General features: G+C 58.7%; 6 protein-coding genes, 1 tRNA gene and 2 pseudogenes. 2 read left to right on the forward strand and 7 right to left on the reverse strand.

Annotated elements, in window-relative coordinates:
- Nucleotide 1: 1 nt before the first annotated feature.
- A pseudogene (locus CES87_RS20000) lies at nt 2-115 on the reverse strand (Mut7-C RNAse domain-containing protein); the annotation flags it as partial.
- A 207-nt stretch (nt 116-322) separates the two neighbouring features.
- Nucleotides 323-772 carry a hypothetical protein gene (locus tag CES87_RS20005; RefSeq protein ID WP_128607465.1) on the reverse strand — a complete coding sequence of 150 codons (450 nt, stop codon included), beginning with the start codon at nt 770-772 and terminating at the stop codon, nt 323-325.
- A 75-nt stretch (nt 773-847) separates the two neighbouring features.
- Between CES87_RS20005 and CES87_RS20010 the strand changes: the two genes are divergently transcribed.
- Nucleotides 848-1,222: a MerR family transcriptional regulator gene (locus CES87_RS20010; protein WP_128607466.1), complete on the forward strand. Its 375-nt coding sequence runs from the start codon at nt 848-850 to the stop codon at nt 1,220-1,222.
- 118 nt (nt 1,223-1,340) lie between these two features.
- On the opposite strand, the gene CES87_RS20015 is transcribed toward CES87_RS20010, so the two are convergent.
- Nucleotides 1,341-1,718 (reverse strand): c-type cytochrome, encoded by a 378-nt coding sequence (locus CES87_RS20015; protein ID WP_128607467.1) that lies wholly within the window; start codon nt 1,716-1,718, stop codon nt 1,341-1,343.
- Between the two features lie 259 nt (nt 1,719-1,977).
- Between CES87_RS20015 and CES87_RS20020 the strand changes: the two genes are divergently transcribed.
- Nucleotides 1,978-2,053: transfer RNA gene (locus CES87_RS20020), tRNA-Phe, on the forward strand.
- Nucleotides 2,054-2,143: 90 nt separating this feature from the next.
- Here the strand turns inward: CES87_RS20020 and CES87_RS20025 are convergent.
- From CES87_RS20025 to CES87_RS20040, 4 genes and pseudogenes are all read right to left on the reverse strand, one after another.
- Nucleotides 2,144-3,274: a sensor histidine kinase gene (locus CES87_RS20025; protein WP_128607468.1), complete on the reverse strand. Its 1,131-nt coding sequence runs from the start codon at nt 3,272-3,274 to the stop codon at nt 2,144-2,146.
- A gap of 212 nt (nt 3,275-3,486) precedes the next feature.
- On the reverse strand, nt 3,487-4,212 hold the full coding sequence (locus CES87_RS20030; RefSeq protein ID WP_128607469.1) for a Crp/Fnr family transcriptional regulator: 726 nt from the start codon (nt 4,210-4,212) through the stop codon (nt 3,487-3,489).
- 75 nt (nt 4,213-4,287) lie between these two features.
- Nucleotides 4,288-12,937, reverse strand: a pseudogene (locus CES87_RS20035) (GH36-type glycosyl hydrolase domain-containing protein).
- A 484-nt stretch (nt 12,938-13,421) separates the two neighbouring features.
- Nucleotides 13,422-13,814 (reverse strand): LysR substrate-binding domain-containing protein, encoded by a 393-nt coding sequence (locus CES87_RS20040; RefSeq protein ID WP_178081456.1) that lies wholly within the window; start codon nt 13,812-13,814, stop codon nt 13,422-13,424.
- Nucleotides 13,815-13,823 lie beyond the last annotated feature (9 nt).

The following is a 13,823-nucleotide window of genomic DNA, read 5'->3' on the forward strand; positions in this document are numbered from 1 at the left end:
GCTATCGGTCCAGCAGAGGTGCCAGCAGTGCACACATGCCGCGCCAGTGCGAACCCTCCCAGTAAACCCGTTGGCAGCCGTCGCAGCGCAGGAAGCGCGAATAGAGGGCGCCAACGAGTCAGTATGGCAGGGCTGCAGGATGAGCGAGTCTTGTCCGGACATCTTCTGCGGCAGGCCCCAAACTACGATCGTAATCATGTTGAAATTGACTACGCCATGGAGCCCGCTGATTAACCAAGCGCTGGCAGATTTACGTAGCAACGCAGACTTCAAAACGGCGCATGCGTTCTCACACAGCCTCGACCCAGCGTAGACATTGCCCCTATAAGGTTCCCAAACCAGACGACTTGCGGCCCGCGTTTGTTTCAGACTCTCGCGGGGCGGTCAAGGGTAGGGTCTGTGCGATGGCGAATACAGCCTCAAAAAACGTAAACCCAAGGATCAGGAAACTAGCGCCGTGCGCAACTGCAAAGAGTTGCCATATAGCGAACAGCACTCTCGCCAGCGCGTCATAAAAACCGACACTGCGGCTCGGATTCATAAGCCGCCAGAGTGACCAGACGACTACGACACTGCCCAGCAGGTTTGCGAAAAGCATTCCACTACCGTCCAGGGTGGGCGCCGGGCGGTCCAATGCCAAGGCGCCGGATAACGCAGCGAAACCGTTGAAAACCAGTGACGCTGTCCAGGGCGTCATGAAGCTCGCCGTAACGATAAGATCGTACAAAGCGCTAGCCCGGACGATGTGCAGATTGCTCTTTACGCTGACCATACTCATCCCTCACAGTTTGGACCCGCAGGCTAAAGCCTGGTCTTAGGTCCAGAGTCAACAAGAGCATTGATAATTATGAGAATCGGCGAGGTGGCAACACGCACGGGTGTATCGGTCGACGCACTGCGGTTTTATGAAGAGAAAAAGTTGATCAAGCCTCAGCGCACCGCCAACGGCTATCGGCAATATCCGGAACAGACGCTGCAACTGGTGGGATATATCAAGCTGGCGCAGCAGCTAGGGTTTTCCTTGGCAGAGATTGGCGAAAATTTGCCATTGCTATGGAACAGCGAAGGCGTCTCTAAAGACCTGCTGGCTCAGCTATTTGCAGAGAAAATCGCTTTGTTGGATGAGCGCGTCGGGCAAATGCAGGCTCTGCGCAATCTACTGGCCGAGCGAGCAAGTCAGGTATGTCCTTTGTTGGGCGACGGGTTGATTTCCCCGACCTGAATGTCCGCATTTGGCCGATTCTGTTGAAAAAGTCGGCCGTGGTTTTCGCAGCTGAAAAGTACGCGTCCGAGATTGAAATCTGCAACACCGTGACCATCGGCAGGTCACACTTTAAAGATCATCGGTTTTGTGAAATCACACCACCCATGTATTGATTTAAATCGCGCAGATCTTTAATGCTCCATGAGTACGGCGATAGCTTTACACCATTCTCACGCAAAGTTTTGGGAATCAAATCTCCATTTGGGCGAAGTATTATCGAAGATACAATCACGCCCGGATAATCATTTAATCGTTTTTTGAAAGCGGACGTTGTTAGATCAGGTGTAGGAGGATTGCTTTTATTGGCCAGTGGTCCTGTTGCTTGGAGATCCATTCCGTGGCACATGCTGCATCGCTGTAGATAGAGATTTTTTCCATTAGCATTATCCGCGAAGGATAGTAATGTTTGAGTCAGCGATAAAATTCCTAGCGAAGCAATGAATAATATTTTCATTGTTTTTTTCTTCCTTGATGGAGTCAGCGTCGATTGGACGCGATTTGGTACGCGGGAAAGATATCAGCCATCGCGTCGGCACACACAGTCATTTCTGCTGCTCAACTCGTTTTCCCGGCGCACCCAAGTGACCACTCTTGGACGATTTTTGCCGTCATGACTGAACAAATTACCGACAATCGTAAGCATAGGTATTCACTGAGTTTTTTTTGATTTCGTGCTTGACGCCCCGGCCGTAAAAACGTTTAATTCCGCCGCGGCCCAGATAGCTCAGTCGGTAGAGCAGGGGATTGAAAATCCCCGTGTCGGCGGTTCGATTCCGTCTCTGGGCACCACTACTTCTAAACCCCTGATTCCTAATGGCCTCAGGGGTTTTCTTTTTTTGGCCGCCGCAGCTATGCCATCTGCCGATGCGGATCTTCAGATTATGAGCGCCCCATAGGGATGCGAACCGTAAAAGTGGTACCCCTATCAGCTCCTGAGTCGACTTCTATATCTCCCTGATGGGCACTTACGATTGCGGATGCGATGTAAAGTCCTAGCCCGAGCCCCGCTTCAGCGCCGTACTCGCCGTCGCCGCTATGTAGATGACGAATCATCGGATGAAAAAGGCTCGCTCTTGCGCTGTCCTGGATTGGAAGTCCGGCATTGTGGACCGACAGTTGGGCGTACTCATTACTGGCTTTTAGAGTGACGGTAACAGGCGTGCCGGTCTCTCCGTGCTGGATCGCGTTTTCAATGAGATTAGCGATTACCTGCTCCATCCTGGATTTATCAAACCGCCAGGGCACTGTGTATTTCGACTGAAAATCTATCCGTCGATCCGGGTGGTAGGCACTTGCTTCGTCCACCATCCCCTTACACGTCAGTGCTAGATCATCTGGTTCGATGCGCACTGGAATTCCCGATCCCAACTGAGTGCGCGTGAAATCCAAAAGGTCACCCACGATCTTTATGGAGCGCTTCACACTTGTGAAAATACGCGACACGTTCTTGGTTGGTTTGGGCGGTAGATTCCCAGCGCCTAAAAGGACTTCAGAACTGAGTAATATGGCACCGAGCGGACTTCTCAAATCGTGGCCGAGAACGCCAAGAAATACGTTGCGCGCTGTAGTGACAGCATTGGTGTATGTCACCACCGACTCAGCGAGCGCTTGATCAACTGCTTCATTGAACCGAATGACATCATGAATCTCTTCAGCCTCGGACACATGATCAGGCGGCAACCACAACGCAAGCACGCTGGTACGCAATGCTCTGTATTCGGCAATCATTTGCCCGAGGGTGAAGCCTGAAGAATGACGAAGGTCCGCGTGCGTTTCTGATGAGCTGACCCCAAGTGCGGGAGGGGCACCTCCTTGAGATTTCGCGATCCTTGCTTCATGGCTCTGCGGAGTTTGAAGGTCGGCGGCGATGGTCCGCAGCATTTGTTCCGCATGATCTCGCAGGGCGGGCGAATCCATCCCGTCAGCGGCGGGCGTCAACGTCCTGGCGAAGTCCTCCCACTGCTGAAGGATGGGTTCCATATTTGAAAGGATGAAGTCGGCCAGGCGCATGGTGTGCTCACAGTAATCAGAGTCTTTCTTTAACGGAACTCATTAGGCAATGAGCATAGGAAACTCTCAATGAGCCGTTTAAATCTTTTCGTCATTGACTACAAGTTTTTCGGAAAGTCGAAGAAATGCGGTTGCGCTATCCAAGAATGATGAAGTTGCGAAAAATGCAGCAATGTTTTTTGAGGCAGATCGCCTTGAGGCAGCCCGGGACCTCACTCGTCCTGACGGCGGGTGTAATGCAACAGCCGGTCGGTTTCGGTCTTGACCACCACGTAGCACTCGCAGCTGAGGCGTTCGAGGCGTGCTCTATCGAGTACTGTGATCTGGCCACGGCTGTACTCGATGACGCCTTGGCGCTGCAGTTTGCCCGCCGCTTCGGTGACGCCTTCGCGGCGCACGCCCAGCATGTTGGCAATCAGTTCCTGGGTCATGTTGAGGCGATTGCCGGGCAGGCGATCCAGCGACAACAGCAGCCATCGACACAACTGCTGATCGATCGAATGATGGCGATTGCACAGGGCGGTCTGTGACATCTGCGTGATCAGTGCCTGGGTGTAACGCAGCATCAGCAGGAGCAGATCGCCATGACGATTGAACTCTTTCTTGAGCTTTTGCCCAGGCAGGCGAAATGCAATACCGGCACTCTGCACCACCGCCCTACTGGACGTGCTTTCGCCGCCCATGAACAGCGCGATGCCGATCAAACCTTCGTTCCCGACCACGGCGATTTCAGCTGACGAGCCGTTTTCCGTGACATGCAGCAGGGAAACGATGGCGTCGGTCGGGAAGTAGACGTGCCGCAAGGTATCCCCCGGTTCATACAGCACATCACCCAGCCCCAGGCTGACCTGCTCCAGATGCGGAACAAGGCGCTGGAGGTCGTCGGCGGGTAGCGCCGCAAGCAGATGATTGTGACTTGGCTGGGGTGAGGCAGACATGGCGGAGCACCGTGGCGGAATAGGGGCGTGCCGACTCAGGGTACTCCCATGCTCGCCAAGGCTGGTGATCAATGTCTATTTATCGACGGCATGCTCGTATTCCAGCGCCTGAGGCCTGGGTAATCGGGCGCGACAATCTACCCGGACCCAACGCTCCAGGCCGTCGTCATCCAGTGTCAGTGCAGTGCTGCTGAATGGCTGGCCATCGACGGTCATGGAGGTGACGGTTGAACTGCCCTGACGCACGTCAAAGTGGTACAGGGTTCTGCCAAATCGGTAGTGCAACATGAAGCCCGGCCAGTCGACGGGGATCAGCGGTTCGATGCTCAGATTGCGGCCGCTGCGTTGTACACCCAGCAATGACTCGACAATCAGCCGGTACATCCAGCCGGCAGAACCGGTGTACCACGTCCAGCCACCTCGCCCGGCATGGGGCGCGGCGCCGTAGACATCGGCGGCCATCACGTAGGGTTCGACCTTATAGGTGTCGATTCGAGCGTTGTTGGCAGGCGCGGCGGGGTTGATCAGATCCAGCAGTTCCCACGCTTTGCCGGCTTCACCCAACTGTGCGAACGCCATGCCCGCCCAGACGGCAGCATGGGTGTACTGACCGCCGTTCTCGCGCACGCCAGGCACGTAACCCTTGATATAGCCTGGGTCCAGGGTGCCCTTGTCAAACGGTGGATCAAGCAGCAGCACCGCGCGGATTTCACGTTTAACCAGATGCTCATCCAGGGACTGCATGGCCTTGATTTGGCGGACCGCAGAGCCGGCACCAGACAGTACCGACCAGCTTTGAGCAATGGAATCGATGCGACATTCTTCGTTGCTCGCCGAGCCGAGCAATTGCCCGTCATCGAACCAGGCACGGCGATACCAGGCGCCGTCCCAGGCACTTTGTTCGAGCTTGCGTTGCAGTGTCACCGCGCTGTCGCTGCAGCGTCTGGCAAATTCGTGGTCACCGTGCAGACGAGCGGTCACCGCAAATTGCTCCAGCACCTGATAGCTGAAGAAGCCCAGCCAGACACTTTCACCTTCACCCAGATGGCCGACGCGATTCATGCCGTCGTTCCAGTCACCGGATCCCATCAGCGGCAAACCGTGATGACCGCGGCGCAGGCTATGTTCGATGGCACGCACGCAGTGTCGATACAGGGACTCTTGCAGGGGGGATTCCCCCGGGAGGTCGTAGTAGGACTCTTCGCCAGCAGCCAGCGGTCGTCCTTCCAGGTAGCCGACGGGCTCTTCCAGTACCCCCACGTCTGCGGTCATTTCGACATAGCGGTTGGTGGCGGTCACCAGCCACAAAAAGTCATCGGAGCAGGCGGTGCGAACACCTCGATTCATCGGCGGGTGCCACCAGTGCTGCACGTCGCCTTCCATATACTGATGGCCGGCGCACAGCAACAGATGGGCGCGCACTGCTGCCGGATCGGCGTGGATCATCGCCATGCTGTCCTGCAACTGATCGCGAAAACCGATGGCGCCACCCGATTGGTAGTAACCGCTGCGGGCCTGGAAACGGCAGGCGATGACTTGATACATCAACCAGCCGTTGACCATCACATCGACCGCGGGCGCGCCGGTTTCGATGCGAATGACCCCGAGCAATGAGCGCCAGTGTTCTCGTACTTTCTGCAACTCCGCGGCTGCCACAAGTCTGCCCCGATAGCGCTGTACCAGCTGTGTGGCGGTGTTGCTCGAGGTTGCCGACCCCAGGCGCAGGATGACTTCCTTGCTTTCGCCATCGGTGAGATCAACCGACACTTGCAGGGCGGCACAAGGGTCCAGACCGCCCCCCATGCGCCCGGACAACCCGGCGTGTTGCATTGCTGCCGGTGAGGCCAGGGTGCCACTGCGGCCAACGAATTCAGTACGGTCACCGCTGACACCGTGATCGATCGTGTCGGTGTCAAAGAATGCCACGCGGTCGGAAAACTCCACCGAGTAGGCGTTGCGAGCGAAGAGGGCGCCGCTGGCCGGATCCGATTGGGTCACCACATGCATCGCCGACTTGCTGCGCAGATCGCCCAGCACCCATTCCACATACCCGGTGACCGACAATGAGCGGCTGCGTCCCGAGCGGTTGCGCAGCAGCAGCCGCGAGAATTTGATCGGCGCATCCAGCGCGACATAGATCCACAGTTCGCTGTAAATGCCGTCTTCTTCATGTTCGAACACGCTGTAACCGAAACCGTGGCGGGTCTGGTAGGAGCCTTTTCCGGGGCAGGGTTGAGGCGCTGCGGACCAGAAATGCCCCGTCTCTTCATCACGCAGGTAAATGGCTTCGCCGCTGTGATCGGTGACCGGGTCGTTGTGCCAGGGCGTCAAGCGAAATTCATGAGCGTTTTCAGTCCAGGTATAGGCGCTACCCGCTTGCGAGACCACCGTACCGATTTGTGCATTGGCAATCACGTTCACCCAGGGGGCGGGCGTCGGATTGGCCGCCAGCCCGCTGATGATGTACTCACTGCCATCGGCGCTGAAGCCGCCATACGTGTTGCCCAGCAGCAGTGCGCAGGGGGTCGGTTGTACCAAAGCCGACCCGGACTGATAACGGCGGGTCGCAACGAACGGCGCGTGCACCGGCGATACCTTGCGCCGATGAATCTGTTCGGCCAGGCTGCCCAGGCTTTCGCTCAGCACCAGTCTGGCCACCGCGAGGACCAGCACGCGATCTTCACTCGACATCTGCTGCGCCGGACGCACAAAAACCCCGCCCGGACGATCCAGCAGCGTGGCTTCACTGCCGGAGGTGATCAGGCCCATGATCGCGTCCTGCAGTTGCTGGCGATAACCCCCTCATCTTCGTTCCAGATCAACAGATCGACCACCAGGCCTTTTGCCGCCAGTAGGCGTGGGCCTGAATCAACTGCTGCACCAGGTCTATGTTGTCCAGGCTTTGGATCTGCAGCACAACGATGGGCAGGTCGCCGGAGATGGCCTGACCCAGAGCCCCTGTTGATTGCGGCGATTGGCAATCAGCACGGCGTTGTCGGCGCGCATCGAGGCATTCGCATACAGCAATGACGAGGCCATCTGTTCGAACAGTCGGGCGTCGGACAATGAGATATTGAGCTGACGCAGAAGTACCTGGCTGTGGGTCCACGACAGGTCGAACACCCGGTCGGCGAGGTGGCGGTCGCGGTATTTGTTGATCAGGTAGACGCAGTCATCACGGCTGTCGGCGACACCGGTGACCAGGTCGATGGTGGCCTGCTGGCCGGGTTGCAGGGTAATCCTGCAGCGAATCGCGACCACCGGATCGAGCACCGCGCCTGCGCTGCCTGACAAGCGCTGGCAATCGTCATCGAGAGCAGCTGGCGACACAAGGCTGCGTCCTCGTCCGATGAAGCGGGCGCGATCGGTTTCGTACGAGATCGCATCGATGTCCGCGCCGTGTGCCGCCAGCAAATGGCACATCCACGGCGTCGGTTCATCGCAGGCCCTGGGGCGGCGGCTGCAGACAATGGCTTGAAGCTCAGGCAGTAATTCGGATTGCACGAACAGCTTGCTGAACGCCGGGTGCATGGCGTCGTTGGCCGGGGATGTCAGCACGACTTCGGCATAGGTGGTGATCTCCAGTGTTTTGGCCGATGACGCTCGGTTTGTGACATGCAGGCGGCGCAGTTCGATGTCGTCTTCAGGTGAGACAACAATCTCCAGATGCGTGTCGAAATCCAGATTGCGCGCGCGGAACTCCGCACGGGAGTCGCTGAAGATCGCCTCGTGGCTTTCGGGTTGATGCAAAGTCGGTTGATGCGCAGCCGACCAGACCGTGTTGGTCTGGACATCGCGCAGGTAGCAGAACATCCCCCAGTTGTCTTGTGAAATGTCCTCCTGCCAACGGGTGACTGCCATGTCATTGCGGCGGCTGTATCCACCGCCACCGCTGGTCAGCATGACGTGGTAGCGACCGTTTGAGAGCAACTGCACGGCCGGACGTTTGCGGCCTGGATCAGCGAACACTCGAAGCCCGGTGTCCTGGCCCTGGCCCATATCGCCGAGCACTGGCGACTGTGCGGTTTGCAGGTAGGGCGCGGCGGATTTGGGCACCCGCTCCTGCAACAGCAGCAGGGCTGATTGCAGCGCCGGGTCGGCCTCGAATCGCCGTTGCATGGGTTGATCGAGCAGGCGGCTGGTCAAGGCCAGCAGGCTCATGCCCTGGTGGTGAGCCATGAACGAACGGACCACAGCGATAGTCTGGCCGCGCGGCACGCGGGCCTCGGTGTAATCCAGCGCTTCATACATACCGAAACGCCCTGAGGAGCCTTGCTGGGCAAGGCGTTGCAGGTTTTTGCAGGCCGCCTCGGCATCGACCATCAACGCCAGGGCGCTGGCGTAGGGCGCTATCACGATGTCATCGCTCAGCCCGCGCTTGAGTCCCAGGGCCTGAACGCCGAAGGCGCGATATTGATAATTGAAGTGCGCATCGACGGTGTAGTAACCCGACTCCGAAACACCCCAGGGAATGCCCAGCCTGTTGCCATGTTCGATCTGCACCGCCACGGCTGCGCGGCAAGTCTGGTCCAGCAGGCTGCCGTCATAGTTGGGCATCACCAGCATGGGCATCAGGTATTCGAACATCGAGCCCGACCACGACAGCAGCGTCGGTACGCCAGCGTTCTCACCCAGCAGCCTGCCCATGGTGAACCAGGCGCGTTGGGGGATTTGTCCTTGAGCGATGGCCACGAAACTGGTCAGCCGCACCTCGGATGCCAGCAGATCGTAGTAACCGCTGTCGAGCCTGCGCTCCTCGGCGTTGTAACCGATGACGAACAGGTCACGCTGGGTGTCGTACAGCAGCGAGAAGTCCATCTGCGCAAGCTTCGTTGCTAATAACGCCAGACGCTCCAGGGTCTCCAGGCGCTCGCCGGCAATACTGCGCACGCGCTCGATTTGAAGGTGATGGTCGGCTGCCCAGTCGGCGGGGTTCAGGCCTGCAATCTGACGCAAGGTGCAAGGTGGCGACTGAGGGGTAGCCAGGGGGCAGGGAGTTGAAAACGCTGCAGTTCTTCTGTCCAGTCGCTGCATTGACGGGTAAACGTTTCTCGCCAATAGAGGCTTTCCTCATCGGCGTGCGCTTGCAGGTTCGTGACCGTGATGAGAGCAGTGTGCAACAGCTCTGCCAGCGTCTCGGTGCTCGCGGGTTGCGAGACATCTTCAAGGCCTTTTCTCAGTTGTTCCAGGGTGTCTTCATCCACGCCAGAGGCGCGCTGGGCATCTGCAAGGATATCCAGGGTATCGCGCAGGCCCTTGATCACGGCAGGGCCGAACATCGGCGCGTCTGCAAGTTGCGCAATGCCGGCGCTCAAGGTCAACAGCAGACCCGCCAGGTTGCCGCTGTCGACGGTGGAAACGTAATGCGGGCGTAGCGGTTCGAGGGTCTGCGTGTCGTACCAGTTGTAGAAGTGCTGCCGATAGCGCTCCAGACCGTCCATGCTGTCCAGCGACGCGCCGAGCCGGTACAGCAACCGTTCAGTGCTCAAGTAAGCGAAATCGTGAGCGGCCAGGTGGGCGAGCAGGGACATGCCCATATTGGTCGGCGAGGTGCGGTGGGCAATGGCGGGCCTGGGTTTTTCCTGCACGTTGTCCGGTGGCAGCCAGTGATCCTCGGGCCCGACGTATTGATCGAAGAACGCCCAGGTCTTGCGCGCCAGCAACCGCAGAAAGCGCAATTGCTCCGTCGACGGAGCGAACACCGACTGCTCGGGTATCGAACTGAGCCGCCAGGCGATCCAGGGTCCAACCAACCACGACAGCAGCAGCGGACTGGCGATGGCCAGCGTCTGCGGATCGTCCGCCAGCAGGGTCAGTGAAACCAGTGCCGACACCGGCGCGATCCACATCTGGCGATAGAGGCCGGACAGCCGGTTACCGGTGATGCGCTCCACCTCACGCGAGGGCTGCCATTGCAACAGCCGGCGTCTGCTGAAGCAGATTCGCCAGAGCGAGCGCAGGACCGCATCGACGCTGTAGAACATCTCGAAGGGCAGCCAGGCGAGCGTCAGACAAGCCCGGGCGAGGTCCTGTCCCAGATCACCCAGCAGCGCCCTGAGGAATTGTCCATAGGGCACATCGGCGGGGGCCTGCATCAGATCGGTTACCGCACGGAGCAACGGTTGAATCACCAGCAACCCGATGACCGTAAGCGTCCAGTTCATTGGCTGACTGCTGGCAAACCAGGCCCATGCAAACATCAGCAATAGCGCCAGCGGTTCCAGGCTGCGTCGCAGATTGTCCAAAATCTTCCAGCGTGCCATGACGCTCAGCCTGTTGCGCACCCACTTGTCGTCGGCGTTGCGCGCCCATGGCAGTAGCCACGGCAGCAGTTGCCAGTCGCCGCGAATCCAGCGATGCCGTCGTTTGACATCGGCACCATAGCGCGAAGGGTATTGCTCGTAGACTTGCACATCACTGAGCAGGCCGGATCGTGCATAACAGCCTTCGATCAAGTCATGGCTGAGAATCTGGTTATCCGGCAGGCAACCTTCCAGGGCGCAGGTAAACGCATCCACGTCGTAGATGCCCTTGCCGATGAACGAGCCTTGCTGGAACAGGTCCTGGTAAACGTCCGACACCGCCCGAGTGTACGGATCGACTCCCGCGTCGCTGCCAAACAGTCTGGCGTAAGTCGAGCGGGTGGCGCTGGTCAGGCTGATACCCACTCGCGGTTGCAGCACCGCGTAGCCGGAAACGATCTGCTCGCCAGCACTGTCGAACAACGGACGATTCAACGGGTGCATCATGGCCGCCACGCATTGGCGAGCGACGTCACGCGGCAGCAGGGTGTCGGTGTCCAGCGTAATTACGTAACGCACCCCGCGTAACGGCGTGAGGTCGCCGACGATGGCGTCGAAACGCTCCTGACCACTGCCGCGCAACAGGGCATTGAGTTCAATCAGCTTGCCGCGTTTGCGCTCGTGGCCCATCCACACGCGTTCGCTCGCGTTCCATCGGCGCGGCCGATGCAACAGAAAGAATCGGTCGCTCAATCCGTCCGCGTACTTTTGATTGAGCAGGGTGATTGCGCGGGAGGCGTGAGTGAGCAGCTCGGCGTCTTGCGGCTGAATCTCCTCAGACGCATCCAGAAAATCGCTGAGCAATGCGAAATACAGATTGCTGTCGCGGTTGGCGAGAAAACGAACTTCAAGGCCTTCCACCAGTTCGTCCACATCGGCAAGGCTTGCGATCAGTGTCGGGATCACTACCAGGCTTCGCCCGTCGTCGGGAATACCGCTGGCGAAATCCATTTTCGGTAGCGTCGTCGGCAACATACTGAGCGTCACCAACCAGTTGATCAGGCTGATTGCCAGGCGGCTGGTCATGATCAAACATGGAATCGCCAACACTAGAAACGCCACATCGGATATCCCGTCGCGCCGCGCAGAGGCCAGAAGCGGCCAGGCGAAGATGAGCGTCAGAAAAGCCACCGGCGCCAGATAGAAAATCAGCGGCGACTGCTGCAACAACCGTTTCCAGCGCTCATGAAGCGGCACCCGTGCGTTGATACGTCGCTCCAGCGTCGGCAGCCCGGCGCTGATGAGGTAATACCCGACGTGACGGGCCAGCAATTGGCAGGAGACTGAGTCCGTTGCGGCGGTGGCGAGATTGATCGCGACACGGGCGACCTGGATTTCCGAATGTTTGGGGCTGCGTCGGGCAAGGCGTTCAATGACATGCCGGTAGCTGTCACGAGTGCTGAAATCCATCGCCCGGTAAATCGCCGCCGGGTCTTCACTGAGAATCTGTTCGACATGGCTCATCGACTCGACGAACGTACGCCAGTCTGTGGCGGACAAGAGCCGCAAGCTGCCGATGCTGTTGCTGATGGACACCTGATCCGCAGCCTGTTGTTGCGCATCGAGCTGGACCTGGCGTTCGATGCTGGAACCTGATTCACCGAGCATCTGCTCGATCCAGTTCAGCGGCAGCGCCAGGGCTGCGCTTTGGCCCTGCAGGCGGCGGGTGAATTCGGCGACAAAGGCCGGGGTCATCGGCGGCGCGGAGCGGGCCATGTCGGCAACGGTCAGCACCACGCTTTTGATGTCTCGTTCCGAGGTTTCAATCAACCGCTCGGCCCAGTCATCGGCCAGGTTTCGATCATCGGAGTTGGCCATCACCCGCGAAGCCACGCGCCGCAGGTTTCGATCAACGCCAGACGCAACATGATCGGTATCGCCCACAGTTCGCCCAGCGCCAGTGGCATCACTGTCTGATAGGAAACAATGAAGCGGCTCAGACTTTGCTCATCCACACGACCGTCACCATGGGAGATGGTCTCCAGAGCGATGTCATAGACTCGAGGCAACCCGGCCGACGGGCCGTTGATCAGGCGTGGCAACTCCCGGCTATAGCCTTTGGGCAGGTGCGTTCTGGCGGTGCGAATGTGGTCCTCGACCAGAAAGTAGTTGTCCAGCAACCATTCCGCTGCCGGCGTCACCGCTCGACTGGATAATTGCGCGCTGACCAGCGCCGTGCAGCTGCGTTTTAGCAGTTGCTCGTTGTCATCGAGCCTGCGCAGCATTGAGTCCCGTGCGGACAACGCGCTCAGGCGGTGCTGCCCGGCCAGGGCGATGCCGTGACTGGCCATCTGATCGGCACTGAAAAGCTCCGAGCGCAAGATCGGCTCGTATTCGTATCGGGGTTGGGAAAACTGACCTGTTCGCCAAAAGCCGGACGAGCGGGAAAACACCCTCTTTATGCGTGTCCATATGCTGTTCATAAAGTCCTGAGCCTGAAACGCACGAGTTCAATTGCGCGCATTTTGAGAGGTGCGCCAACGCATTGCGCCAGCACCGAGCAGCGCCTTTAGGACGTAGCTTTTCAGCCTTGAGTGTGAAGACCTGGAGGGCTGGTCGTCTGTTCGCTGGCGAACATAGCCAGCGTTCTTTGGCCCTCATCCTGTAGGAGCGAGCCGGCTCGCGAAAAACGGATGGACAACGCGATCATTCAATGTGGATTTGGAGGGGGCGCGTGCCCACGGTTCTCTGTCGCTGATCGTTCCCATGCTCTGCGTGGGAATGCCGCCAGGGACGCTCCGCGTTCCGCTGACGACGCAAGACTTGAGCCCTGCGCAATGGTGACGCGGAGCGTCACGGGATGCATTCCCACGCAGAGCGTGGGAACGATCAGGGTCCCCTGGTTCACCGCAGATCAAACTGTAGGAGCGAGCCTGCTCGCGAAAAACGACCAGACAACGCGATCATTCAGACAGCGCTGCCGCCACCGGCCACTTCCTGTTCCAGCCAGTCAAGGAACTCGCTAAAGCCGCTTGAGCGCTTCACCCGCTTTGGATAGACCAGCGTGTAACGTCCGCCGGTAACGATGCTGCCTGAATGCACTCGCACCAGTTGCTGTGTGAGCAGCTCATCGCGGGTGAGAACGGCGTCGACCAGCGCGATGCCCTGGCCACATTTCACGGCGACGATGGCGGACTCCAGCGTATCGAACGTCAGATGAGCGTTGTCAGGCCCGGTTGAACCCGGGTAGTACTCTTCCCAGCGGCGCCAGTCCAGGCGATCCATGCTCGCATCCACGAGTCGTGCGGTCTTGAGTACCTCTTGCGGGGTGGTCCCGGCGAGCAATGACGGTGAGCACACTGGTATCAA

The organism is Pseudomonas sp. ERMR1:02, from assembly GCF_002277815.1.
Lineage (GTDB): Bacteria > Pseudomonadota > Gammaproteobacteria > Pseudomonadales > Pseudomonadaceae > Aquipseudomonas.